Below are 24,182 nucleotides of genomic sequence, written 5' to 3'. Positions count from 1 at the left end.
ACGGATCACGGAGGAGACGTCTGCGCATCGATGGCGGCGCCCGATGCGATCAGGTTCTCGATCTCGCCGTCGTCGTAGCCGGCTGCACGCAGGATCTCGCGCGTATCGGCAGCCTCGTTCGGGGCGTCGCGGACGATGGCGGGAGGGGTCTCCGACATCCACACGGCCGGCCGGGGAACGACCATGTCGCCCTCGGTCGGATGCGTTCGCCGCTCGAAGAAGCCGACGGCGTTCAGATGTGCATCTCCGAGCAGGTCTTCGAGTGTCTGCATCGGGCCGTGCGGAATCTCAGACCGCGCGAAGGCGTCCATCCATTCGGCAGTCGATCGCGTTGCGAGCACAGCCGCCATCGCATCGAGGACGGCCTGCGGATTCCTGGCTCTGGACTCCTGGCTGCAGAAGCGCTGGTCGGACAGATAGTCGGGCCGCGCCGTGACCTCGCAGAAGCTCTGCCAATGCTTGTCCGTGAACGGAATGACACAGATGGCGCCATCCTTCGTCGGAAAGGGGCGTCGTGCCGGCGATACCGCGCGGACGTTTCCGATCGGCCCGAGCGGAGGATCGTAGAGCGCGCCGGTCATGTGGTCGCCGAGCATGAACTCGATTGCCGTCTCATACATCGGCACTTCGACGGCCTGCCCACAGCCGGTTCGTTCCTGGCGGACCAGGGCGGCAAGGGTCGCGTGGGCCGCCGTGATTGCGGTCAAGCGGTCCACGGCGTTGAGCGGGAGATAGCGCGCCGGTCCGCCGTCTCCCCTCGCTGCGAGCGAGGCGAGGCCGCTCATCGCCTGGATCAGATCGTCATAGGCCGGGCGATCCCGGTACGGACCGCGGCGGCCGAAGCCGACGATGTTGGTGCATACCAGCTTCGGATTGGCCTTGCGCAGCACCTCATAGTCCAGGCCCAGCCGGGCGAGCGCGCGCGGTCGCATGTTGTGGATCAGCACGTCGGCGGTCGATAGCAGCCGGCGCACGACGTCGATGGCGTCCGGCTTCTTCAGATCCAGGGTGATGGCGCGCTTGTTCCTGTTCAGCAGCAGATGGAAGGCGCTCATCTTGCGATGGCCGGCCGGAACGGCGATCCGCAGCGGATCGCCACCCGGCGGCTCGACCTTGATCACGTCGGCGCCGTAGTCGCCGAGAACGCGGGCGCAAAGCGGTCCCGCGATCACGGTGCTCAGGTCGACGATGCGCTTTCCCGCCAATGCGCCGTTCATCAGGTCTCGCTCCACGCTTGAATGCCGGCCGAGCCGCTCAGCGGTCCCTGTGGCCGTCGATGAGCTCGCCGAAGAACTCCCATGTCGTGCCGGTGAAGCGCATCATGCGGATCTGCTCCAGCGGCGCATGATCAGTGGGAGAGGTCTTGATGCGCGAGCCGGGGAGGTAGACGCCGACCGAAAAGTCGAGCGTTTCGGCCTGCCGCATCACGTTCTCGCGCGTCAGCTCGTCGCCGCACTGCTCGAGGACCTTCACGAGGGTCGTCGCCACGCCATAGCCATAGGCGTTGGACAAATCCGTCTTGTCGCCCTCCGGATAGTGGTCCCGCATGAATGTCAGAAACTCGTTCATGCCTGGATCATCCTTCCATTGCGGATCGTTCGGATCCTTCATGTAGTGCGAGCTGAGCACGCCAGTCGAGTTGTCGAGTCCTGCGGGTTGCAGCACATTGGTGATGCCGGCCGCCGAGCTCGAGATGAAGCGAATCGGCTGCCATCCCAGGGATGCGATCTTCCTGATCACCTGGGCCGTGAACTTGGTCGTCGTCAGCGCCATGAAGATGTCGGGGTTGGTCGCCTTGATCTTGTAGACCTGCGAGTCGACCGTCGGCTCCGAGGTCTCGTGCGACACCTCGGCCACGATCAGCGCGCCCGCGGCCTCACCGAGCACCTCGCGGATCCCCTTGCGGTAGTCCCGGCCGATATCGTCGTTCTGGTAGAGGATGCCGATCTTCTTGTCGGGAAAATTCTTCAGGATGTACTGCGCGTAGACGCGCCCTTCGGCGACGTAGTTCGGCGACCAGCCCGTGCTCCACGGCGCCCCCTTGGGATCGTCGAACCGCGCGGCGCCGCTGGCCGTGAACAGCTGCGGAACGCGCTTGGCATTGAGATAAGTCTGGGCTGCGGCGCTGGTCGGGGTGCCGATCATGCCGAACATGAACAGGACCTCGTCGCCTTCGACGAGCTTGCGCGTCTGCTCGACGGTTTTGGGCGGGCTGTACCCGTCGTCGTAGGAGATGAAGTTGATCTTCCGCCCGTTGATGCCGCCGTGCGCGTTGATCATCTTGAAATAGGCGGCCTCGGCCTTGGCGATCGATCCATAGGCCGAACCAGGGCCCGAATACGCCGCCGTGTTGCCGATCTTGATCTCGGTATCCGACACACCCGGACCGTATTTCTTCTCACCCGCATTGCCGTTCGTGCCCGCGAGCAGCAACACGGCGGCGAAGCAAGAGCCGATCAGTCTGCGGTGAACCCGAAGCGTCATGTGTCCCTCCCGTCATCGGCTGCGATCTCAGGCCATCCGTCGGATGGGGTGTCGCATTGAAAACTGTCAACAATATACAGATTGAGCGAGAGGGCGTCAAATGCAACGCTGGCGCAACCATGATCGTCGGTCGATCAGAAGGCTGAACCCCATCAGCAAGATCTCGAAGCAGGGCCCGAGCCGCGCGCCACAACTTGGCAAGCCCGCGTGGCCAGCGCAGCTGTTGCCGACGCCTGCAGGCCCCAACGTTACGAATGGCGATAGGCCGCGCGAGCTTCGCCCGGATCGGGGCGTGCGACCCGCCGACCTTCGTCGCGTCAGGACATGGAGGCCTGACGGGGCAGAGCAGCAGATGACGACGGCCGTGCACGCCAGATCACGCGCGCCGAGCGCTGCTTTGCGCACCCGATAGGGTCATGTCGGTGCGAGCACGGAGGTGCAGCGACTAGGCCGCCGCCACGGTGAGCTCGGCGGTCGCGACCGCCAGCACGTCCTGATCGCAGAGCGCACGGAGGTCGAGTGAGACGCGCCGGTCCGCGATGGTCCGGACGCTCATCTCCAGTCTCACCGTGCTGTCGATCTTGCCGGGAGCGACGAATTTTCCGCGGATCACGCCGCCTGCGCTCCAGGCCGCTTCGCCGAACAGCTCGCAGATCCAGCCCTCGAACGGGGCCAGCAACAGCGGTCCCTGGGCGATCACCTTGCCGAACGGCGTCTTCGCTGCGTAGTCCGGGTCGCAGTGGATCGGAGCATCCGTGCCGAGCAGGGCGCCGAATTCCCGGAACGCCTGCAGCGTCATGGGCGGGCCCGGGCGTGCAAATTGCTGCCCGATGTCGATGTCGCGAAGTGTCAGCATGGCCAATACAACGTGTGCTTGATTCGGGCGATGGAACGGTCGTCGGTCGTGCAGGTCACGTGATGATCGACGACGATGAAGCGCTTTTCGTTGCGGATGTACTTGTCGACGATCGAAATGACGACGCCGAGCGGCTCACCGAGATGCGCCGCGCTCAGCATCGCGATGTCCTCCTGCGCGTGCAGCACGCCGGGCGGAAACCGCATCTGTGTCTTGACCGACTTGAACTCGTTGAGCAGAAACGAAGGGATCCGGGCGCCCGGCCGCACCGCCGGCGCATTCTCGCCCAGGCAGCGATAGAATCTGGTCAGATCCTCCGTCTCAATCGGCAGCGGTTGCGGCGGAAATGTCGTGCCGACCTCGATGCTGTCGTAACCGACGCCGCTCCATCCTCCCATTCGTCGATCCGGCTCGGGTGCATTCATCGTCACGCTCCGCCTCGGCTGGTCATCGGGAAAACCGGTCGTCGTGGTTTTTGACTTCACCACCGACTGATAGTAAGTCGGAGCCAAGGTGTCAACAGTTGGCACGTGGCGCGGTCCATTTAGGGGCTACGCCGCTCGTCTGTCGCCGGATTTTCCATGTGGGAGGATATGTCATGCCGCTCTTCAACGATTTCGGGTTCACCGACGAGCAGAAACTGATGCGCCAGAGCCTGCTCAGTCTCGCGGAGCAGCATCTTCCCGTCGAGAAGATCCGCCAGCTCGATCGCGACGGCGGGTGGCCTCACGAGGCCTATCAGGCGCTGGCGCGCGGCGGATGGCTCGGTCTTCTGTATCCCGAGGCGTATGGCGGTCTCGGCGGAAGCTACAAGGACATGGCGATCCTGCTGGAGACGCTGTCCTACCACTATGCCTGCCTCGGTACGACCTACATGACCAGCGCGATCTATGCCGGACTGCAGCTGCTCTACAATGGCAGCGAGGAGCTGAAGCAGACCTACATGGTCCCGATGATCAGGGGCGAGATCTATATCGCCTTTGCGCTGACCGAGCCGCAGACCGGCTCGGATGCCGCCTCGATCAAGACGCATGCGGTCCGCGACGGAGGCGATTACATCATTCGTGGGCAGAAATGGTTCATCACGTCGGCGCATGTGGCCGACTACATCGTGCTGGTGGTCAAAACCGATCCGAATGCAGAGCCGGCGCACAACGGCTTCAGCCTGTTCCTCGTCGATGCAAAGGCGCCGGGCGTGACGATCCGCCCGATCGAGACGATGGGCCGGCACACCACCCATACCAACCAGATCTATTTCGATGATGTGCGGGTGCCGGCCCGCAACCTGATCGGCCAGGAGAACAAAGGCTGGCGCATCCTGATGCGCGGCCTCAATCTCGAGCGCATGGCGATCGCGGCGTGCGGCGCCGGCAACGCCCAGAAGGCGATCGACATCGCGCAGGATTACGCCTTGCAGCGCATCCAGTTCGACCAGCCGATCACCAAGTTTCAGGTCATCGCGCACAAGCTCGCGGACATGCGGATCAAGGCGGAGATCGCCCGCCTGGTGACCTATCGCACCGCCGAGATGCTGGATGCCAATTACGATTCGCGGATGGAGACGGCGATCGCCAAGATCGTGGCGACCGAGAACGACTTCGAATGTGCCAATATCGGCATGCAGGTGATGGGCGGCGCCGGCTTCTCGATGGAGCACGACATGCAGCGCCTGTTCAGGGATTCCCGGCTCGGGCCGATCGGCGGCGGCAGTAACGAAATCCAGCGCAACATCATCGCCAAGCTCATGGGCCTGTAAGCGGAGGACACGCAGCAGATGACGACGACCGCTCCAGCTCCACGCGGCATGTATTTCGAGGATTTCACCGTCGGCCAGGTCCTGACCACGGGACGCCGCACCATCACATCGACCGACATTGTGAACTTCGCCTGCCTGTCAGGCGATTTCAACGATGTCCACACCAACCACGAATATTGCCGATCGACGCCCTTCGGGGAGCCGATCGCGCATGGCCCGCTGGTGTTCGCCGTCGCGGCCGGGCTCAACTATGCGTCGGGGATCAACGACGGCACCCTGATCGCGCTGCTCGGTATCGACAAATGGCGGATGAAACATCCGGTGAAACACGGCGACACCATCTTCGTCCGCACCGAGGTCGTCTCCAAACGCGAGACCAGCCAGCCGGATCGCGGCGTGGTCACGTTCGCACGGGCGTTCGTCAATCAACGCAACGAGAATGTCCAAGAGATGGAAGTCTCGATCATGTACCGGCGCCGGCCGGCCACCTGATCATGGCTCGGGCGGCTGCGCGGCGACCCAGGCCTCGACCTCGGAGCGGATGATCTTTCCGGTGTGGTTGCGCGGCAGACTGCCCTTGGCCACGTACATGATTCGCTTCGGTCGCTTGTAGGAGGCGAGCTCGCTGCGGCAGAGTGCAACCAGCTCCTCCGCGCCGGGAGTCGGCGCCTCCGATGCGACCACGAGAACCGGCACCTCGCCCCAGCGCGGGTCGGGCTGCCGAACCACGGCCGCCTCGACGATCTTCGGGTGCTGCAGCACGACGCGCTCGATCTCGGCGGGATAGATGTTCTCGCCGCCCGACTTGATCAGATATTTGCTGCGGTCGACGTAGCTGAGCCGTCCGTCCGGCTGGCGAATGAAGACGTCGCCGGTGTGGTACCAGCCGCCGTGGAATGCCTCCCGTGTCGCCTCGGGAGCATTCCAATAGCCGCTGAACAATGTCGGGCCGCGCATGACGAGCTCGCCCGGCTGACCCTCGGCCACCGGTTCTCCCGAGCTGTCGACCAGCGCCACCTCGCACAGCAGGCTCTCGGTCTTGCCGAGATCGCTCGGAGCTTCTCCAGCGGCGAGCCGACCCGCCGAGGCCGGTGGCATGCCGGTCTCGGTGCTGCCGAAGGTGTTGGTGAAGGGAACGCCGAGGATCGCCGTCAGGTCCGCGATCTGCTGTGGTGCGAACAGGTCGGCCATGGCGCCGAACTTCTTCAGCTGCTTCACCACGGGACGCCGCTCCCGCAAGTAGGCGAGCGTCTGCTCGACCATGCCGGGGAAGAAGATCAGGTTGCTGAGGCTGTCGCGTTCGAGATAGTCGCAGATGACGGGAAGGTCCGCGCCGTCCAGCACGACGACCTTGCCACCCAGCAGCAGCGTGCCGAGGCCGAGCTCGATCGAGGCCATATGGCACAGCGGCGACCACGCGATGAAAGTGTCGCCGCCATCGATTCCATAGTCGCTGACATACACCATCAGGCGGGCGAGAAGGGCGCGGCGGCTGATCAGCGCTCCTTTCGGCAGGCCGGTGGTTCCGCTGGTGTAGATGATGAACAGGCCGGCTTCCGGATCGTCGTCCCTGCCGGCGCCCGGCATCGGCGCGCAACGCTGCAGCCGGTCATCGAGAGGCTCTCCCGTCTGCAGTCGTTCACCACGTGTCGTCTCGGCCAGCAGCGGGGCAAGCCTGGGCGAAACGATCGTGACCTTGGGCGCGACGAGCTCGACGCAATGCCGGATTTCCTTGTGCGACAGTCGCACATTGAGGGTCGACACGATCAGCCGCAGCCGGATCGCGGCGATCGCCAGCTCCAGGAAGATCGGCGCATTCTCGCTGAGAATGCAGACGCGATCGCCCGCGACGCACCCCAGAGACGACAGTAGGCTCTGCAGCCGCCGTGCTCTCTCGTCGAGCTGGGCATAGCTGATGTTCTGTCCTCCGGACACCACGGCCGTGTGCTGCGGCCTGAGGCGGCATTGCTTTGCGAACAGGGCGGCAAGGGAGAGGCGGGAGGCCGCGGCGATGTCATCGTTCATTGGAGGTCCTGAGGGCGCACGGGTTGATCGGGGCCATGTTACCACACGCTGCCAATATTGTAATCTGTAGACAGTTGGCAGATACGGCGCTATCAGCGAGGACCGGACGGCATCCGGTCAATGACACCGTCCGCGGGAGGAACCGATGACACACGTGATCCGGCTGGGATTCGCTCTGCTGGCGCTCGGTCTGACTGTTTCAGCGCAAACGGTCGCCGCCCAGACCTATCCGACCAAGGCGGTCAAGATGATCGTCGGCTTCGCCCCCGGCGGCACGATCGATGTCGTCGCGCGAATTCTCGGCGAGCGCATGAGCAGCCGGCTGGGCCAGCCCTTCATCGTCGAGAACCGCAGCGGGGCGAACGGCATGCTGGCTGCGGAGGCGGTGGCCCGCGCGGAGCCCGATGGCCATACGATCTTCGTCAGCAACAGCAGCACGATCACGCTGAACCCGACGTTGTTCAAGGACATTCGCTACAGTCCAGAGCGTGATTTCACGCCGATCACGACGGTGGTTTCGGTGCCGCTGATCCTGGCGGTCAACCCTGAGAATCCGAAGGCCGCCAACATCAAGACGGTCGCCGATCTCGTCGCCGCGGCGAAGCAGAAGCCGGAGGAAATTCCATACGGCTCGGCCGGCAACGGCAACATCACTCATCTCGCCTTCGAGTTGCTGAGCCTGCGCGCCGGCATCAAGATGATCCACGTTCCCTACAGGGGAGCCGCTGCGGCCGAGGTCGCTGCGTTGTCGCAGGAGGTCTTGGCGATCTTCGATACGCTGTCCGCCCTTCAGCTCGTCAAGGCCGGCAAGTTGCGCGCCCTGGCGGTGTCGTCGCGCGAGCGCCTTGCGGCGCTGCCGGATGTGCCGACCATGATCGAGGCCGGCTATCCCGGCTTCGACGTCTCGTTCTGGGTCGGCTTGTTCGTTCCCAAGGCCACGCCCGCGCCCGTGGTGGACCTGTTGTATCAGCAGGTCGCAGCCGCGGCGGCCGACCCCGCCGTCGTGTCGCGCCTCGAAGCCCAGGGGCTGGTCTCGGTGATCACCCGACCCGAATTCGTGGCAAAAATCCAGCAGGAGACGAAGGAGCTTGCGGACATTGTCAGCAAGGCAGGCATCAGGCCGGAATGATCTCGCGATGTCCTCTCATGGCCCGTGATCGAGGCCCATGCTCGGCTCCTGATGAGCCATGCTGTGGTGAACGCGCCTGAGTGCGATAACGGAATCTCACAGTCGTATTCAATCAAACAATATCGTCCGGTCCGGCAGGATCAGTGTCCTGCCGGCGGACGCGAAGCTATTTCGATGACTGCGCCCAATTCTGGTACATCGCCAGCAATGCAACGATGTCCTGTCCCCTGAAGCCCTCGGCCAGCGCCAGCGCATAGAGCTCGCGCGATGCCGATGCCGATGGCGTCGGCATCTTCATCGTCCGTCCGAGCTCGATCGCGAGCGCAAGATCCTTCTCGCCCAGCTCCATCTTGAAGCCCGGCGAGAAGTCGCCCTTGAGCGCATTCGGAAAGCGCTTGGTGAAGTGATGCGAGCGGCCACCGCTGACGGAGAGCACGTCATAGAGCTTCTGCGGCTCGACGCCGGCGGCGACGCCGAGGGCAAAGGCCTCTGCTGCGACGAGCACGTTGCCCATCGTCATCATGTTGTTGACGATCTTGACCGCTTTCGCGGTGCCGACCGCGCCCGTGTGCTTCCACTCCGCGCCAAGTTGCTGCAGCACCGGCTCCGCGCGGGTGACGTCGGCAAGCTCGCCGCCGGCAATCAAGATCAGCTTGCCGGTGCGGGCCTCATTCGGCCCGCCGCTGACAGGGCAGTCGACGACGGCGATGCCGCGCGCCGCCGCCGCGTCTGCAACGATCCGCATCGTCTGCGGGTCGATGGTGCTGAGCTCGATGCACAGGCTGTCCTTGGCCGCGCTCGACACGATGCCGCCGGACCCGAGCCAGGCGTCCTGGACCGCTTTCGGGTCCGGCAGGCTGGTCAGAATGATAGAGCGGCCGTCCAAGGCGTCGGCGATGCTCGTGGCCATGCGGAAGCCGTCTTTGGCAAGGCGCGCGCGCTGCTCGGCGCTGACGTCGAATCCGACGACGTCGAAATTCGAATCGCGAAGTCGCGAGGCCATCGCCGACCCCATCTGGCCCATGCCGATCACGGCAATCTTCTGCGTCATGTCAACCTCCCTGTGTCGCTTGTTCTGGATGCGGCCCGATGCGGTTCTTCGGATTCGTCCCTGGACCGGCAGTCTGCTGGTGTTCTCATCGGCAAGCCGAGCCGTGCCGTCAACATGATCCTCACAGTCCGAGCATCTGCTTGGCGATGACGTCGCGCTGGACCTCGGATGTACCGCCGAAGATCGTATAGGCGCGGCTGTTGAGATAGGTCGGCATCACCGCAAGCAGGGCGTCCGGCAGCACGGCCTCGTGATCGAGCCGATACAGCGGGCGGGCGGATTCCACGGCGAGACCATCATACCCGATCACGTCAGCCCCGAGCCGGGTCACCGCCTGCCGGATTTCGCTGGCCCGCAGCTTGAGCAGCGACGACGCCGCTCCGGGATTCTGCCCGGACTGCAATGCAGAGAGCAGCTGAAGCTCCTGCATTTCCAAGGTGTCGATGTCGATCTCGACCTCGGACAGGCGAAGACCGATGTCCGGATCGCGGATCGCCGGGCCGGTGATTACGTTGGCCGCGAGGTCAGTCACCGCCCGGAGCGCAGCGCGGAGCTTGGCCGACATGATGCGCGAGCCGCGCTCGAACTCGAGAAGATATTTTCCGTAGGTCCATCCTGCGCCTTCGTCGCCGACGCGATTGGCGACCGGCACGCGGACGTCGTCCAGGAACACCTGGTTCACCTCGTGGTCGCCGCCGATCGTCACGATCGGCCGGACCGTGATGCCTGGGCTCTTCATGTCGACCAGGATGAAGGAGATGCCGTTCTGCTTTCGCTCGGTCTCATTGGTGCGCACCAGGGCGAACATGCGATTGGCATGGTGCGCGTGCGTGATCCAGATCTTGCTGCCGGTGATGACATAGTCGTCGCCATCGCGCCTCGCGCGTGTCTGCAGCGAGGCGAGGTCGGATCCTGCGCCTGGCTCGGAATAGCCCTGGCACCAATAATCCTCGCCGGACAGGATTCTCGGCAGATAGAATCGCTTCTGCTCGGGCGAGCCGAAGCCGATGATGACCGGCCCGACCATGTTGACGCCCATGCTGTTTACGTTCGGCGTCCCGGCCCGGGCACATTCGGTCTCGAAGATCCATTTTTGCGTGAAGGACCAGCCCGGGCCGCCATATTCGGCGGGCCATCCGTGCGCGCCCCAGCCGCGCCGATGCAGCGCGCGCTGCCAGGCCATCCCGATCTCGGGTTCGGAGGAGGCCGACGCGGTCATGGCCCAGGCCCGCTTCATGTCCGGCGTCAGATTGGCTGCGAGGAAGTCCCGGACTTCTTCGGCGAAGCTGAGTTCGTCTGCATCCAGATTGAGGTCCACGTCCGTCTCCTCGAAGCTGCGTGCACGTCGCCTCCCGTGCAGGGTAGCGGCACAAACTGACAACTGTTGACAATCTGTGCCTTTCGGTTTTCTGTCAAGCAACGCAGCAACCGCAGACGCGTGTCGGCAGAGCGTCGGCGTCGCTCGCCGCGCCCGGTGATGGCAGGACAGGCAGCATGGATCTCAATCCGAACGAGGAGCAGCGGCTGTTGCGCGAAGCCGTGCAGCGCTTTGTCGCCAATCGACGCAGCAATGACGCTCGCCGAGCCGCAGTTCACGATGCGCCAGATGTCGTGCGGGATGATTGGCGGCAATTCGCCGAACTCGGCTGGCTGGCGCTTCCGCTCGAGGAGGCCTGTGGCGGGCTCGGCGGCAGTGCGGTCGAGATCGCCATCCTGATGGAAGCGTTCGGACGGGGCCTCGTGTCGGAGCCCTATCTGTCGACCGTTGTGCTCGGCGCCGGCCTGGTCGGCAGGCGGGGGACCGAGGCGCAAAAGCAGGCGTTGTTACCGAGGGTTGCCGACGGGACCGTACGGCTCGCCTTTGCTCACGCAGAACGCACTGCTCGCTTCGACCTGGCCGCTGTCGCGACGCGCGCGACGGACATCGAGACCGGCTGGCAGGTGAAGGGCAGCAAGATCGCGGTGCTCGACGGCCGTGCTGCAGACTTCTTCATTGTCTCCGTGCAGATGCTGGCGTCGTCGAGGCTGTCGGGCGGACTGGGACTGTTCCTGATCCCGTCGGCAACACCAGGCCTCGCGGTGCACGACTTCCCCTGTCTCGGCGGCGGCCGCGCCAGTCACCTCGACCTCACGGACGTCAAGCTGCCGGCCACCGCGCTATTGGGCGAGGCGTGTGACGCGCTGGGCGACATCGAATGGGCCGTCGACCGCGCGATCGCCGCGCTGTGTGCAGAGGCTGCCGGCATCATGCAGAAACTGCTGGAGATGACCGTGGAATATACGTCCGTCCGCAAGCAGTTCGGGCGCCCGCTATCGGCCAATCAGGTCGTCAGGCATCGGCTTGCCGACATGGCGGTGCAATGCGACGAGGCCCGCTCGATCGCGCTCCGCGCGGCGCTGATGGTCGAGGCCGATCCCATCGCGCGGTCACGCGCGGCATCTGCGGCCAAGGCGAAGGTCGGACGATGCGCGCGGTTCGTCGGCGAGCAGGCGATCCAGCTGCATGGCGCCATGGGGGTGACCGAGGAACTGGATGTCGGTGCGTATTTCAAACGGCTGGTCGCGATCGATACCTTGTTCGGAGGAAGTGCCCATCACTATCGTCGGCACGCAGACCTGACCCGCTCGCTTCTGTCCGTCTGACCTGGACGTGATGCCGCCAATATGGCGGCTCTAACGGCTGGAGTCGCGGGACGCCGGCACCGCCCGCGTTCGCGTGGCAGCGCCGGCTGGGATGGCGCGCCTGCTATTTCACGAGTGGGCAACCACCCTCTGCCATCGACCGGAAGGCCTTCTCTGCGGGAATCGTTTCGATCAGTCTGTACAGATCCCAGGGACCCTTCGACTCCACCGGCGTCTTGACCTGGAACAGGTACATGTCGCGCAGCACGCGGCCGTCGGCGCGCAACTTACCGTTATGGGTCATGAAGTCGTTGATCGGCGCCGCGCGCATCTGCGCCATCACCTTGTCGGCATCCTTGCTGCCGACGGCCTGGACGGATTTGAGGTAATGCATGATCGCGCTGTAGGTGCCGGCCTGGATCATGGTCGGCATGCGCTTCATGCGCTCATAGAAGCGGCTGGAGAAGGCGCGGGTCTCGTCATTCATGTCCCAATAGAACGCCTCCGCCAGCATCAGCCCCTGCGAATCCTTGAGCCCGAGGCCATAGACGTCCGAGACGAAGGCAACCATCGCCACCAGCTCGATGCCGGATTTCGGCAAGCCGAATTCGATCGCCTGCTTCAGGGCATTGGTAGTGTCGGCACCGGCATTGGCCAGAGCGAGGACCTTGGCGCCGGAGGACTGGGCCTGGAGCAGATAGGATGAGAAGTCCGACGTGTTGAGCGGGTGCTTGACCGAACCCAGCACGCGGCCCCCATTGGCCGTGACAATGGCCGTCGTGTCACGCTCCAGAGTCTGGCCGAAGACATAGTCGGCGGAGATGAAGAACCAGTCCTTGCCACCGCGCCTGGCAACGGCCCCGCCGATGCTGGCCGACATGGCGTAGGTGTCCCAGATCCAATGGGCCGTGTAGGGTGAGCAGGATTTGCCGGTGATTTCCGAGCTGCCGGCGGCGGTGGCCAGGACGATCTTCTTCTTGGTCTTGGACATCTCCATGATCGCGAGCGCGATGCCGGACGAGGGCAGGTCGGTGATGACGTCGACCCCCGAATCGAACCAGCTGCGGGCAATGTTCGTGGAAACGTCGACCTTGACCTGACTGTCGGCGGATATGACCTCGATGGGCTTGCCGAGAACGCTGCCGCCGAAATCCTCGACGGCCATCTTGGCCGCCTCGACGCTGCCTGGACCACCGATATCCTTATAGAGGCTGCTCATATCGGTCAGGACGCCGATCTTGACCGGATCGTTGTCGCCGCCCATGGCGGCACTCGTGCCGGCGATGATGAGCGCCATGCAGAGCGCGCGCGTGGTTCCTCTCAAGAAATTTGGCATGTCTCCTCCTGGTGCGTTCTTGCTTTGTTGAAGTCAGGGGTCTCATCGATACACGCGACCGCGCGCGCGCCGACCTGCCGGCCTCAGCCATTCAGGCCGAAGCAGGAGCGCTCTCACCAAGTCCGTCACCCGCCCAGCGCCAGGTCGTAGCCAGTGCGCTGGGCAGGCCGCTTGATCGATCTGTCAAATGAAGTGGGGTCGCTCGCTCAAGCCGCCGATTGTCGCGGATTTGCGCCGACATAGGCTGCCGCGCTTTCGCCGGCGAGCTTGCCGAACACCGAGCCGGACATCAGCCCGGTGCCGCCCGGATAGTTCTCGAAGAACAGCCCGCCCACCAGCTCGCCCGCCGCATAGAGGCCGGGGATGGATTGGTCGGTCATATCCTGCACCTCGCCGCGCGTGTTGACCTGCAGGCCGCCGAAGGTGAAGGTGATGCCGGTCGTCGTCACAAAGGCCACGTAAGGCGGCTGGTTGATCGGAAGCGCCCAGTTGGATTTGGGCGGCGAGATGCCGCGCGCCGCCTTGCCGTCGAGCACGGCCGGATTGTACGGCTCGGGACCGCAGGCCGCGTTGTATGCGCTGATCGTCTTCTCCAGCTCCACGGGATCGAGCTCGAGCTGCTCGGCGAGGCCGGCGATCGTGTCGGATTCCGCCTTGGTCACCTGCTTGATGCGATACTCGTCCCGCAGCATGCCGACCGTCTGCTGATCGAAGATCTGGATCGCAGTGCGGCGCGGCTGGTTCATGATCTCGCGGCCGAACTTTGCGTAAGTCAGGTTGCGATAGTCCTCGCCCTCGTCGACGAAGCGCTTGCTGTTGAGGTTGACCATGATGCCGAGCGGATAGGAATGCTTCTGGAAATTGTCCAGCACCCAGCGGTCGCCATAGGGCGGGGCGGAAATATCCCATTCGCAGGCGTGGCAGCTCGACCAGTTGCCATAGGGGCGCGCGCCGATGGCGAGCGCGGCAAAGATGCCTTCACCCATGTTGTGGCGGGTGCCGCGCACGCGGCAGAGATCCCAGCCCGGTCCGAGATAGCGGACGCGCAGCTCGGGATTGGACTCGAAGCCGCCGCAGGCAAGGATCACGGACTTCGCCGGAATCTCGGCATAGCCCTGCTGGGTCCTGACCTTGACCGCGGTGATCACGCGATCATCGCGCTGCACCAGCCCGATCAACGCGGTGCCATAGCGGATCTCGATGCCGAGCTTCTGCGCCCGCGCCAGCTCGGCCTCGACCAGGCCCGCGCCGCCGCCGACCGCCTCGATGTTGACGCCGCCATAGAAGTGGTGCTTGCCGTCGACCAGGAAGGACTGCCGGCCATACATCGGGACGAAGCGGATGCCATGACCGCGGAGCCAGCCCATGGTGGATCGGGAGCGGTCGATCAGGAGGTTGGCGAGGTCTTCGTCGGACTGGTGGTGCGTGATCTCCATCAGTTGGTTGTAGAAGAACTCGCGCGTATGCGGCGGAATGACGATCTTGGCGCGCTCTTCCGGCGTGAGATCCGGGATGATGTCCTTGGCGATGTCCTCGGCGCCATCGTGCACGAAGCGAAAGCCGCCGGCGGTGAAGTAGGAGTTACCGCCCTTTTCCGCCTCCGGAGCGCGTTCGAGAATCAGCACGCGTGCCCCGTTCTCATGCGCGGAAATTGCGGCACACAGCGCGGCATTGCCCGCGCCGGCAACGATGACGTCGTATTCCTTCACGGCAGAATCCTTTCCCGAGGAGTTGTTCTTGGCTTTCCTGCCGTCCTCTTAGCGCGAATTGCATCAAGTGTCTACAGTTTGCACTTTTTGTGAGAACTGTTGACAGTATGGTGCGGCTGTGGTGGCATCGCACTGAACTTCAGGTTCGGGTCCTGCAATCCGAACCAGCAAGTTCCTACAATAAGGATGCTCATGGAAACTCCTAGGGAAAGTCGCAGTGCCGCGGGTCGCGCCGGCCTAATGGTCTGCCGGGCGCTCCGTCGCTTGCTGCGATCGCAGGGCGGGACGGTGACGCCGAACGCTGCATCGGCGGGCCGCGATGCGCTGCAACGCCGCTGGGCGACCGCCTGACCGGGAGCAAGGCATGTCCGAATACGAAATCGTCGCTGTCCACTATGCGCAGATCGCCGAACGGCGGGCGCGCGACAACTTCATCGGCGGAGACCCGCATGATGGTCCGATGCCGATGGATTTCTTCGTCTGGGCGCTCAAGGGCGGGGGGCGCACGATCGTCGTCGATACCGGATTCGACGAGACGATGGGACGCAAGCGCCAGCGGCAGGTCCGGCGTCCGGTGGCCGAAGGCTTGAAGGCTGCAGGGATCGCGCTCGAGAGCGTCAAGGACGTTGTCGTGACGCATATGCATTACGATCATGCCGGCAATCACGATATCCTGCCGAACGCGACCTATCACGTGCAGGATCGGGAAATGCAGTACTGCACCGGACGATGCATGTGCCATGCGACGCTGCGCCATCCATTCGAGGCTGAGGATGTCAGCGCGATGATCCACAAGCTCTATCAGGGACGAGTCACGTTCCATGATGGTGCGAGCGAGATCGCCGATGGCGTCACGGTGCATCTCGTCGGCGGGCACTCCCGCGGACTGCAATTCGTGCGCGTCCGGACCCGGCGCGGATGGGTGGTCCTGGCGTCCGACGCCTCGCATTATTACGCCAATTTCGAGCAGCGCCGGCCGTTTCCGATCGTCTGCGATCTGAGCGAGATGCTCGACGGCTACGATGCGATGCTCAAGCTCGCTTCGTCGCCGGCTCACATCATCCCTGGGCACGATCCGCTCGTTCTCGCACGCTATCCGGCGCAGCCGGGTGGACCTGCAGACATCGTTCGGCTCGACGCCGATCCGCTGACGTGAGGACGTGAAGGCTCATGCTGTATCGCCGGCTGCCTGCGGTTTTCATGCGGGGTGGGACGTCCAAGGCGGTCATGTTCCAGCGCGGGCATCTGCCGGCCGACCGTGACGACTGGGATCCGATCTTCCTTCAGGTGATGGGCTCGCCCGATCCGAACGGCCGGCAATTGGACGGCATGGGCGGCGGGCTCTCCTCGTTGTCCAAGATCTGCGTCATCGGTCCATCGACGAGAGCGGATGCCGACGTCGACTACACCTTCGTCCAGGTCGGCATCCAGGATACGTTTGTCGATTATGGCGGCAATTGCGGCAACATGTCATCGGCCGTCGGCCCCTTCGCAATCGAGGAGGGCATCGTCGATAGGCCGACCGACGGCGAAGCCGTCGTTCGAATCCACAATACGAACACCTCGAAGATCATCGTGGCGCGGTTTCCCGTCGAGGGCGGCAGGCTGGCTGCGCACGGCGACGCCGAAATCGACGGCGTTGCCGGAACGGCGGCTCCGATCCGGCTCGAATTCGTTGCGCCCGGCGGCGCCAGGACGGGACGGCTTCTGCCGACGGGGCATGCCCTTGACACGTTCGACATCGCTGGCCTCGGGCGCATCGAGACGTCGTGCGTCGATGCCGCCAATCCTTGTGTGTTTGTGGCGGCCGAGGCGGTCGGGAAGGCCGGCGACGAGCCGCCGCAAGCGCTCGAGCGCGACGAGATCTTTCTCGCGCGCATGGAAGAGATCCGTTGCTGTGCGTCGGTCGCGATGGGAATCGCGACAGACCGTGACAGCGCCCGGCGAATGACCGGCGTCCCGAAGGTCGCGATGGTTTCGGTCCCCAAGGCAGGGCGAACGCTGTCCGGCCGTGAGCTCAAGGCGGCGGATGCGGACCTCTCCGTCCGGATGATTTCCGTGGGACAGCCACACCGAGCGGTCCCGATCACGGGCGCGATCTGTCTCGCCGTGGCGACCCGGATTCCTGGCAGTCTGCCAGCTGCACTAACGACGGCGGCCGGTCCGATCCGTATTGCCCATCCGTCAGGAGTGACACTGGTGGACGCTCGTGTGTCCGGGGAAGGAGGGATGCTGACGGCCGACTACGGAGCCGTCTACAGAACCGCGCGTCGGCTGTTCGAGGGGCAGGTGATCTATCGCTCCGCGTCCTAGGCTGCGGCGACGACTTCGGCCGGCGGCCGCGATCTCGACTTCGCTGTGCGGCGACGGCGCGCCCGGGGGCGCCCGTCAATATTTGCGTAAGCGTTTGTTCTTTCGACTTATTTCGGTTGAAAACGGGAGCGGTATCAGCCACGGGATAGTAGGAATCTGCCGTCCTCGTGCTACATAGGCGTCGATGAGGCTGCCGCGCTTGCGGGATCGCCCCCGGGAACCCGGCATCTTTGCCTGTTGTGTCCGACGCTGAACTGATCAGTCCCAGGGATTCTGCAAGGCTGCCGTAGGCTTCGAAAGGGCACGATGACCGAGTTACTCAATCGCAAAGTCTCAGCACGGTCGCTGGTGGACACGCTCGTCGAGCGCATCGAAGGCGCGATCATCAGCGGCGAGCTTCAGCCGGGCAGCAAGTTGCGCGAGCAGACGCTGGCCGCATCGCTCGGCGTCAGCCGTGGTCCGCTCCGCGAGGCGATCCGTCGGCTGGAAGGACGCAAGCTGCTCGAGCGCACGCCCAACATCGGCGTCAGGGTGGCGGCGATCTCGCCGAAGGATCTCTATGAGGTCCTGCAGCTTCGCGAAGTGCTCGAGGGGCTCGCCTGCTCGCTGGCCGCTACGAACATGACCGATGAGGAGTTGGAAGCGCTGTCTGAGCTGCTCGATCAGCACCAGCAGCAGCGCAGCGTCCAGGAGGGCACCGGCTACTATCAGGAATCGAAAGATTTCGATTTCCATTTTCGGATCGTCAAGGGAAGCCGCAACGCCCGCCTGATCAACATGCTCTGCGAGGACCTGTATTATCTGCTGCGGGTCTACCGCTACAAATCGAGCACCAAGCCCGGTCGCGCCAGGCTGGCGCTGAAGGAGCACAAGGACATCGTCGCGGCGCTGTGCCGTCGCGATCCGGAGGATGCCGAGCGCAAGATGCGGCTGCACATCAGAAACGCGCGTCGGTACGTCGAGGAGCAGATGTTGGCCGCCACGCTGCGTCAGGATGTCGATCCGCCCGCCGCGGCGACCAAGCCCAGGGCAGGGGGCGGCCGTCCGCCGCGTGAAAAGGCTGCAGCAAGCGAACGACGATAGTGCGTTTCTCCTGTTCGGGCGGCGACTTGCCTGCAATTCATCGGCCATGGACGGTCAGTCCGCCTGGTCCTGCGGCATCTCCTCCGGCGTCACCGATCTGATGATCGAGGAGTCGAGCGCTTCGTATTCGTGATATCCGATCGTGGCGTAGAGTTCGGCGCGGGTCTGCATGCGGTCGATCAGCCGATGTGTTCCGCCATCCCTGCGAATGCCTTCGAACAGGTCTGCATGCGCCTTTGCAGCCATGCGCAGCGAGCTCACCGGCCAGATCACCATCTTGTAGCCGAGCTGCTCGAAATCGGCGGAGGTCATGAATGGCGTGCGGCCGAACTCGGTCATGTTGGCGAGCAGCGGCACCTGGATCGCGTCGGCAAACTTCGCGAACGCGTCCCGATCGGTCAGCGCTTCGGGAAAGATGGCATCCGCTCCGGCCTCGACGTAGAGCTTGGCGCGCTGGATGGCGGCGTCCAGTCCCTCGCTCGATGCCGCGTCCGTTCGCGCGACGATGTAGAGATGCCGCCGCGCCTTGACGGCGGCCGCGACCTTGGCCGCCATCTCCTCTGGCGCGATCAGCTTCTTGTCGTTCAGGTGACCGCATTTCTTGGGCAGGATCTGGTCCTCGATCTGCACCGCCGCCGCTCCGGCGTCCTCGAATGCTCGCACCATGCTCATGACATTGAGCGCTTCGCCATAGCCGGTGTCGCCGTCGACGAGGACCGGAAGATGGGCCGCCCGTGAAACCTGCCGCGTGTAGAAGCACACGTCATCGATCGTCAGGATGCCGAGGTCAGGCAATCCCATCGATGCGGACATCGCCGCGCCTGACAGATAGACGGCTTCGAACCTGGCCTGCCTGGCCTGCAGCGCTGCGAGCCCGCAATGCGCGCCCGGAATCTGCAGGATCCCGGGACGCTTGAGCAGATTGCGGAAACGTTCGCCGGCTGGCATCGTTGGCAGGTCGGCGGCGACCAGATAGGTCATGTTCTCGTACCTTCGCTGAACGGCTTGGCCGGCGCTGACGGCGCCCTAGACTCTGATCGCGAATGGATCTCTTGTCTCGTCGGAGAAATCGATCATCACGTTCTTGCTGACAGTGAATTCGAGCAGGCCCTGTTCGCCGCGCTCACGGCCGAAGCCGGAGTTCTTCACGCCGCCGAAGGGAGCCTGAGCGGACACCACGCGGTAGGTGTTCACCCAGACGACGCCGGTCCGCATCACCCGGATCATGCGCATCGCCCGCGGCAGGTTCTGCGTCCAGACGCCGCAAGCCAGGCCGTACTCCGTATCATTGCCGATGGTCACCGCGTCCGCTTCGTCGTCGAACGGAATGATCGACAGCACCGGTCCGAAGATCTCCTCGCGGGCAACCCGCATCTGGTTGTTCACGTCTGCGAAGATCGTCGGCCTGATGAACAGTCCCCTGGCCAAGGCACCGTCACGTGCCGGCTCTCCGCCGGTCACCAGTCGGGCGCCCTCCTTGCGGGCGGCACCGATGAACTCCATGATCCGATCGAACTGCGGCGTGTTGGCCGCCGTCCCCATCTCGGTGGCCGGATCGCGCGGATCTCCCATCACGATCTTTTCGGCCCGCGCGGCGAGACGTTGCACGACCTGCTGATAGACCGGACGCTGCACGAGCAGGCGGGAGCCTGCGATGCAGGTCTGGCCGGTTGCCCCGAAAATTCCCGCAAGCGCTCCAACCACGGCTTTGTCAAGATCCGCGTCGGCGAAGATGATGTTGGGTGACTTGCCGCCCAACTCCAGCGTCACCGGGCGGAGATTCCGGCCTGCAGTCGCGGCGATCTCGCGACCGACCGCCGGGCTTCCGGTGAAGCTGACCTTGTCGATGTTCTGGCTCGCGACCAGCGTGCGGCCGACGTCGCCGGCGCCGGTGACGACGTTGATGACGCCAGGCGGGAAGCCCGCCCTCTCGACGAGCTTGCAGATCTCCAGCGTCGTTACCGAGGCGTGCTCGGAAGGCTTGATGACGACGCAATTGCCCGCTGCGAGCGCCGCTGGGAGTTTGTTGGAGAGCAGCGAAATCGGCGAGTTCCACGCCGTGATGATGGCGACGACGCCATAGGGCTCCCGCATGGCGAAATCGACCATTCCCGGCTGATCCAGCGGGATGACGCTGCCGTAGATCTTGTCAGCATAGCCGGCGTAGAAGCGAAACAGTCGGGCGGCGAACAGCATCTGCGATCGGGTCTCGCGGATCACCTTGCCATTGTCGGTGGTCTCGAGCACCGACAGCGGTTCCGCATTGTCCTCGATCAGGCTTGCAAGCCGGCCCAGGAGTGTCGCGCGTTCGGCTCCGGTGGTGTGGCGCCATCTCGTCTCGTAAGCGCGTCGTGCCGCGGCAATCGCGCTGGTCACGTCAGCCTGCGTGGCCGAAGGGATGGTCGCCCAGATCTGCTGATCGAAAGGATTGATCGCAGGAAAGCTGCTGCCGTCCGAACTATCCGTCCACTTGCCGTCGATGAAGAGCTTGCAGGTCTTGACCATTCTCGAAATCCGCCTGTCCACGCCAGATTGATAGCCGGCCCCCTGGCAAAGTGTCAACAGTTGACTTTTCTCTGATCCTGTCGGACAGCGGCCGCCGTGCCGCGATGGGAGCCATGCTGCTGATCGGAGCAATCTCGACAGCGGAGAGTTCCGAGCGTGCCGGCTCGGCATTTCCAAGGACGTCCGCTTCGCCATTCGAGGCCCGCGAAATAATCGTTGATTCCGTCGCTGGGCATCAGGTGTCATCAGATGATGACTGCCAGCGATGACGGTGCTCCGCAGCCAACGATGGGGGATCTGAACATCGTCGGATTCGGCTTAGGCCAAGCCAATCGCAGGGCGCTGTCTCGGTCCTTGCAACCAGATCGGTGAAGGCGCCTCTTCGTAACAACAGACGACGAGCGCAATACCACTCCAGGCGCGATCGGGCGGCCAAGTTGCAATCGAGGATTGCTTTCGGCGCTGACCCTTCAATGTGGAGGAGGCGGAAGTTCAGCGCGACCGCAAATTCAAGCGCAGGCCTTCTGAGGACCGGGTACAATTTCGGGTGTTCAATTCAGAATGTGAGAATTACTGGATAGATATTTCAATGATTTAGATGGCTTGATGTGGCGGGCACTCTCTCCGCCAGCCCAAGAACATCTGCTGCAGGCTGGCGCTCGCCTCACGCGCCGGAGCCAAGGCCAACGGCGAATTCTCCGGGCCGCGCGAGGCGGCCAAACGGCCTGGGCCGCCGGAAGCCACCGGCCGGTCGGCGGGCTCGTCGATGGCAGACTGGATCTATGCCGACTATGTTCTGCTGCTGGCGCCGCAGATGAACCGTGGCTCACCGACATCCTGACTAGGTTGCCGGATCATCTGGCCAGCAAGGTCTCCGACCTGCTGGCGTGGAACTGGAGGCTCGCCGAGATATCCGGTGCTGCCTCGTCGAACCGGTCAAGCTTCAAGCCCGGCAATCGCTCAGTTGGCGGTCCTCGCCGGAGCGTACGATACAGATGCTCACGAGGCTCCGCGAGCTGTCCAACATCGACAGCACTGCTGGAAAGCCGCAGCGATCTACCACCCCGCGCAAATCGGGCCTCGTTTCAGGGCCTCCCAAGCCAGAAATCATTCGACACCAAAACCGGCTACGATACCCTGCCTGCAGAACCTGATCTCCGTTCGACGTGACTACGTTTGGCTGATTGAGTATATCAGGCGATCTCTACCATTCACAGTCATTCGCCGCTCGAAGGTCTCGCCAAGGCGCACGGCAACGCGAATTGATCCTGCATTATCCGGGTGAATCATGCTGATTATGCGCTCACTCTTCAGCTGCCGGAACGCGTAGTCGAGCGCCGCGCGAGCGCCCTCGAGCGCGTAACCCTTGCCCCAGTGCTCATGGCACAACATCCAGCCGACCTCGGTAGCCGGCCACCCATCAGGCCGCTGCAGACCGATCCGCCCGACGAAAGCTCCTGTCGACTTCTCCTCAACTGCCCATTCGCCGAAGCCAAGCAGATGCCAGTGGCCGATAAAAGCAGCCATTTCAAACCAAGCGCGGGTTCGACTCAACGCCCGCCCATCTCCCAAATACTGCATGACCCGAGGGTCGCCGGTCATTTGAGCGAATGCCTCGAAATCCGCGTTTGTGAAGGGGCGCAACTTGAGGCGCGGGGTCTCAAGGGTAACGAAAGCAGCCTCGGGCACGCTCGATCTCCGCTTCCACCTGACGAGTCCTGACCTGCATCATCAACTATAAGAGCCCCATCCGGAGCAAGTGAACGTAGAATGCGTTCACTTTTGTCTGTGCAGAAGTGCCCCCATGATGATGCCATTCATCGAAAAGGATGCTGCCATCACACCGAAGAGCCATGAGATCTCTGCTTTAGCTACGTGAACCGTCACCCACGAAGCAATTCCTGTGCATAGGGCGAGTGTGATCCGCGCAGACACTGCAGGCAGTACGTTTCCTGTACCGATAAAATAGTAATAGAGGGCCAGCGCTAGTCCGAGGAACGCAAAGGATGGCCCGACAAGGCGAAAATAGCTCGCCGCGATCATTGCGACTGATTGATCAGAACTAAATACGGTGGCCCAATACTCGCTGAATATTGCCAACACAAAGCCAAGCCCACCGGTCGTGGCCGAAGTGAGAAAACCGCCAAACCAGCCAGCCCGCTTAGCTCGCTTGGCCTTGTTAGCTCCAATGTTTGTTCCGACCAGCGTCACGATTGAAGTGCCGAAGCCGAACACGATTGATGGCATCAGATACTCTATTCGCAGAGCCACGCCATAGGCGGCAACCGCAAGGGTTCCGTAAGAGGCGACCAGGGTTATCAGAAACAGCACCATCAAGTTGGTAACCGCATTGTTCAGCATGCCCGGAAGGCTCACTCGTAGCATTTCCCAGAAAAGCCCAAGGCGAAATTCGAATTCCGCTAACGATGGATATAGCGCTGCGTGACCACTAAATAAGTACACGAGCAGCACTGCTGAGCCAATCACGCAGTAAGCGACGGCCGCTATAGCTGCGCCCTGAAGCCCGAGGCCTGGAATAGGACCAATTCCGAACATGAGCAACGGACTCAGAGATACCTTGACCAGCGCTGTACCGAACGCGACGTTGGCTGGCAGCTTAACGTTTCCGGAGGCTCGAACGATTGCCATCAAAACGCCGACCAGCCAGAAGGCAATTGCTCCGCCGAACAGTACGTCCGAGTAGCGGATGGCTTCGTCAAGCGCTTCGTTAGTGCCTCCCATGGCAACGTAGAGCGCGGGCCCTGCAACCAGAAAGATGCACATGAACAGGCAGCCACCAGCAACGGAGATTACGGCGGCATGAATGACGAGCAAGTTTGCTTCCGCTCGGCGGCCTGCGCCTAACGCTCGCGCAATAGCTGAGGTGACGCTGCTGCCCAGCGAGTTAGTTGCCATTGTCAGCATGAGCATGAATGCTGGGTAAACAAGACCCATGCCTGCCAAAGCAACTGTGCCAATTTGCCCTATGAAAAACACTTCGCAAAATTGTGCGGCAATCTGGCACAGCGTTGACGACACAGTCGGCGTAGAAAGGTTGACCAGAGCTGATAGAATGGGTTTCTCGAGCAACTGGTGGTGCCCGAAGCCGGCTATATCGCGATTTCCTCCCATTCGTAGATCCTCTTCGTCGTGGCCTCTCGCGATGATCTTTCGCAACGGGGGAAATTGCAGGACACTTGCGCTCGGCAATTCACACATTTGTGTTTGCCGAAGATGTTCAGCCGGCCGTAGTTTCGACGTTCTACTTTCACGTGTCAGTTGTTCGTCCAACGCCAAACATTAGATCAAACAT

The 24,182-nt window shown here is 63.2% G+C and carries 20 protein-coding genes; 7 read left to right on the top strand and 13 right to left on the bottom strand.

Annotation, left to right across the window (positions count from 1 at the left end):
• Positions 1–5: 5 nt before the first annotated feature.
• From ACVIJ6_RS08790 to ACVIJ6_RS08775, 4 genes are all read right to left on the bottom strand, one after another.
• Positions 6–1,217 carry a CaiB/BaiF CoA transferase family protein gene (locus ACVIJ6_RS08790; RefSeq protein ID WP_456772387.1) on the bottom strand — a complete coding sequence of 404 codons (1,212 nt, stop codon included), beginning with the start codon at positions 1,215–1,217 and terminating at the stop codon, positions 6–8.
• A gap of 37 nt (positions 1,218–1,254) precedes the next feature.
• Positions 1,255–2,484: an ABC transporter substrate-binding protein gene (locus tag ACVIJ6_RS08785; protein WP_456772386.1), complete on the bottom strand. Its 1,230-nt coding sequence runs from the start codon at positions 2,482–2,484 to the stop codon at positions 1,255–1,257.
• 445 nt (positions 2,485–2,929) lie between these two features.
• Positions 2,930–3,340, bottom strand: a complete 411-nt coding sequence (locus ACVIJ6_RS08780; RefSeq protein ID WP_456772385.1) for a MaoC family dehydratase — start codon at positions 3,338–3,340, stop codon at positions 2,930–2,932.
• Positions 3,334–3,765 carry a hypothetical protein gene (locus tag ACVIJ6_RS08775; protein ID WP_456772384.1) on the bottom strand — a complete coding sequence of 144 codons (432 nt, stop codon included), beginning with the start codon at positions 3,763–3,765 and terminating at the stop codon, positions 3,334–3,336. The genes ACVIJ6_RS08780 and ACVIJ6_RS08775 overlap by 7 nt, the downstream gene beginning before the upstream one ends.
• A gap of 173 nt (positions 3,766–3,938) precedes the next feature.
• Between ACVIJ6_RS08775 and ACVIJ6_RS08770 the strand changes: the two genes are divergently transcribed.
• Positions 3,939–5,096 (top strand): acyl-CoA dehydrogenase family protein, encoded by a 1,158-nt coding sequence (locus ACVIJ6_RS08770; RefSeq protein WP_456772383.1) that lies wholly within the window; start codon positions 3,939–3,941, stop codon positions 5,094–5,096.
• Positions 5,097–5,114: 18 nt separating this feature from the next.
• Positions 5,115–5,588 carry a MaoC/PaaZ C-terminal domain-containing protein gene (locus ACVIJ6_RS08765; protein ID WP_456772382.1) on the top strand — a complete coding sequence of 158 codons (474 nt, stop codon included), beginning with the start codon at positions 5,115–5,117 and terminating at the stop codon, positions 5,586–5,588.
• Here ACVIJ6_RS08765 and ACVIJ6_RS08760 read toward each other — a convergent pair whose 3' ends face one another.
• A complete protein-coding gene (locus tag ACVIJ6_RS08760) occupies positions 5,589–7,121 on the bottom strand; it encodes a class I adenylate-forming enzyme family protein (RefSeq protein WP_456772381.1) in 1,533 nt (510 codons plus the stop codon).
• A gap of 145 nt (positions 7,122–7,266) precedes the next feature.
• Between ACVIJ6_RS08760 and ACVIJ6_RS08755 the strand changes: the two genes are divergently transcribed.
• Positions 7,267–8,250, top strand: a complete 984-nt coding sequence (locus ACVIJ6_RS08755; protein WP_456772380.1) for a Bug family tripartite tricarboxylate transporter substrate binding protein — start codon at positions 7,267–7,269, stop codon at positions 8,248–8,250.
• A 166-nt stretch (positions 8,251–8,416) separates the two neighbouring features.
• On the opposite strand, the gene ACVIJ6_RS08750 is transcribed toward ACVIJ6_RS08755, so the two are convergent.
• Both ACVIJ6_RS08750 and ACVIJ6_RS08745 read right to left on the bottom strand, forming a co-directional pair.
• Positions 8,417–9,301 (bottom strand): NAD(P)-dependent oxidoreductase, encoded by an 885-nt coding sequence (locus ACVIJ6_RS08750; RefSeq protein WP_456772379.1) that lies wholly within the window; start codon positions 9,299–9,301, stop codon positions 8,417–8,419.
• Between the two features lie 121 nt (positions 9,302–9,422).
• Positions 9,423–10,619: an acyl-CoA dehydrogenase family protein gene (locus ACVIJ6_RS08745; protein ID WP_456772378.1), complete on the bottom strand. Its 1,197-nt coding sequence runs from the start codon at positions 10,617–10,619 to the stop codon at positions 9,423–9,425.
• Between the two features lie 176 nt (positions 10,620–10,795).
• Here ACVIJ6_RS08745 and ACVIJ6_RS08740 point away from each other — a divergent pair, with 176 nt between their 5' ends.
• The gene (locus ACVIJ6_RS08740) at positions 10,796–11,944 is read left to right on the top strand and encodes an acyl-CoA dehydrogenase family protein (protein WP_456772377.1); all 1,149 of its coding nucleotides are present in this window, start codon (positions 10,796–10,798) and stop codon (positions 11,942–11,944) included.
• A 103-nt stretch (positions 11,945–12,047) separates the two neighbouring features.
• On the opposite strand, the gene ACVIJ6_RS08735 is transcribed toward ACVIJ6_RS08740, so the two are convergent.
• Positions 12,048–13,259: an ABC transporter substrate-binding protein gene (locus ACVIJ6_RS08735; protein ID WP_456772376.1), complete on the bottom strand. Its 1,212-nt coding sequence runs from the start codon at positions 13,257–13,259 to the stop codon at positions 12,048–12,050.
• A gap of 206 nt (positions 13,260–13,465) precedes the next feature.
• A complete protein-coding gene (gene tcuA, locus ACVIJ6_RS08730; RefSeq protein WP_456772375.1) occupies positions 13,466–14,968 on the bottom strand; it encodes an FAD-dependent tricarballylate dehydrogenase TcuA in 1,503 nt (500 codons plus the stop codon).
• Positions 14,969–15,332: 364 nt separating this feature from the next.
• Here tcuA and ACVIJ6_RS08725 point away from each other — a divergent pair, with 364 nt between their 5' ends.
• The 3 genes from ACVIJ6_RS08725 to ACVIJ6_RS08715 all read left to right on the top strand — a co-directional run bounded on the left by ACVIJ6_RS08725 (position 15,333) and on the right by ACVIJ6_RS08715 (position 18,364).
• On the top strand, positions 15,333–16,124 hold the full coding sequence (locus ACVIJ6_RS08725; protein WP_456772374.1) for an N-acyl homoserine lactonase family protein: 792 nt from the start codon (positions 15,333–15,335) through the stop codon (positions 16,122–16,124).
• A 14-nt stretch (positions 16,125–16,138) separates the two neighbouring features.
• A complete protein-coding gene (locus ACVIJ6_RS08720) occupies positions 16,139–17,281 on the top strand; it encodes a PrpF domain-containing protein (protein ID WP_456772373.1) in 1,143 nt (380 codons plus the stop codon).
• 306 nt (positions 17,282–17,587) lie between these two features.
• Positions 17,588–18,364 (top strand): GntR family transcriptional regulator, encoded by a 777-nt coding sequence (locus tag ACVIJ6_RS08715; protein WP_456772372.1) that lies wholly within the window; start codon positions 17,588–17,590, stop codon positions 18,362–18,364.
• 54 nt (positions 18,365–18,418) lie between these two features.
• On the opposite strand, the gene prpB is transcribed toward ACVIJ6_RS08715, so the two are convergent.
• From prpB to ACVIJ6_RS08695, 4 genes are all read right to left on the bottom strand, one after another.
• Positions 18,419–19,345 carry a methylisocitrate lyase gene (gene prpB / locus ACVIJ6_RS08710; RefSeq protein ID WP_456772371.1) on the bottom strand — a complete coding sequence of 309 codons (927 nt, stop codon included), beginning with the start codon at positions 19,343–19,345 and terminating at the stop codon, positions 18,419–18,421.
• 45 nt (positions 19,346–19,390) lie between these two features.
• Positions 19,391–20,869 carry an aldehyde dehydrogenase gene (locus ACVIJ6_RS08705; RefSeq protein ID WP_456772370.1) on the bottom strand — a complete coding sequence of 493 codons (1,479 nt, stop codon included), beginning with the start codon at positions 20,867–20,869 and terminating at the stop codon, positions 19,391–19,393.
• A 1,170-nt stretch (positions 20,870–22,039) separates the two neighbouring features.
• A complete protein-coding gene (locus ACVIJ6_RS08700; RefSeq protein WP_456772369.1) occupies positions 22,040–22,558 on the bottom strand; it encodes a GNAT family N-acetyltransferase in 519 nt (172 codons plus the stop codon).
• 87 nt (positions 22,559–22,645) lie between these two features.
• Complete coding sequence (locus ACVIJ6_RS08695) at positions 22,646–24,001, bottom strand: MATE family efflux transporter (RefSeq protein WP_456772368.1); 1,356 nt, start codon at positions 23,999–24,001, stop codon at positions 22,646–22,648.
• Positions 24,002–24,182: the final 181 nt, after the last annotated feature.

The organism is Bradyrhizobium sp. USDA 4369 (genome assembly GCF_054056435.1).
Note: the sequence above shows the minus strand (reverse complement) of the source record. Positions and strands in the feature narration are given on the sequence as shown.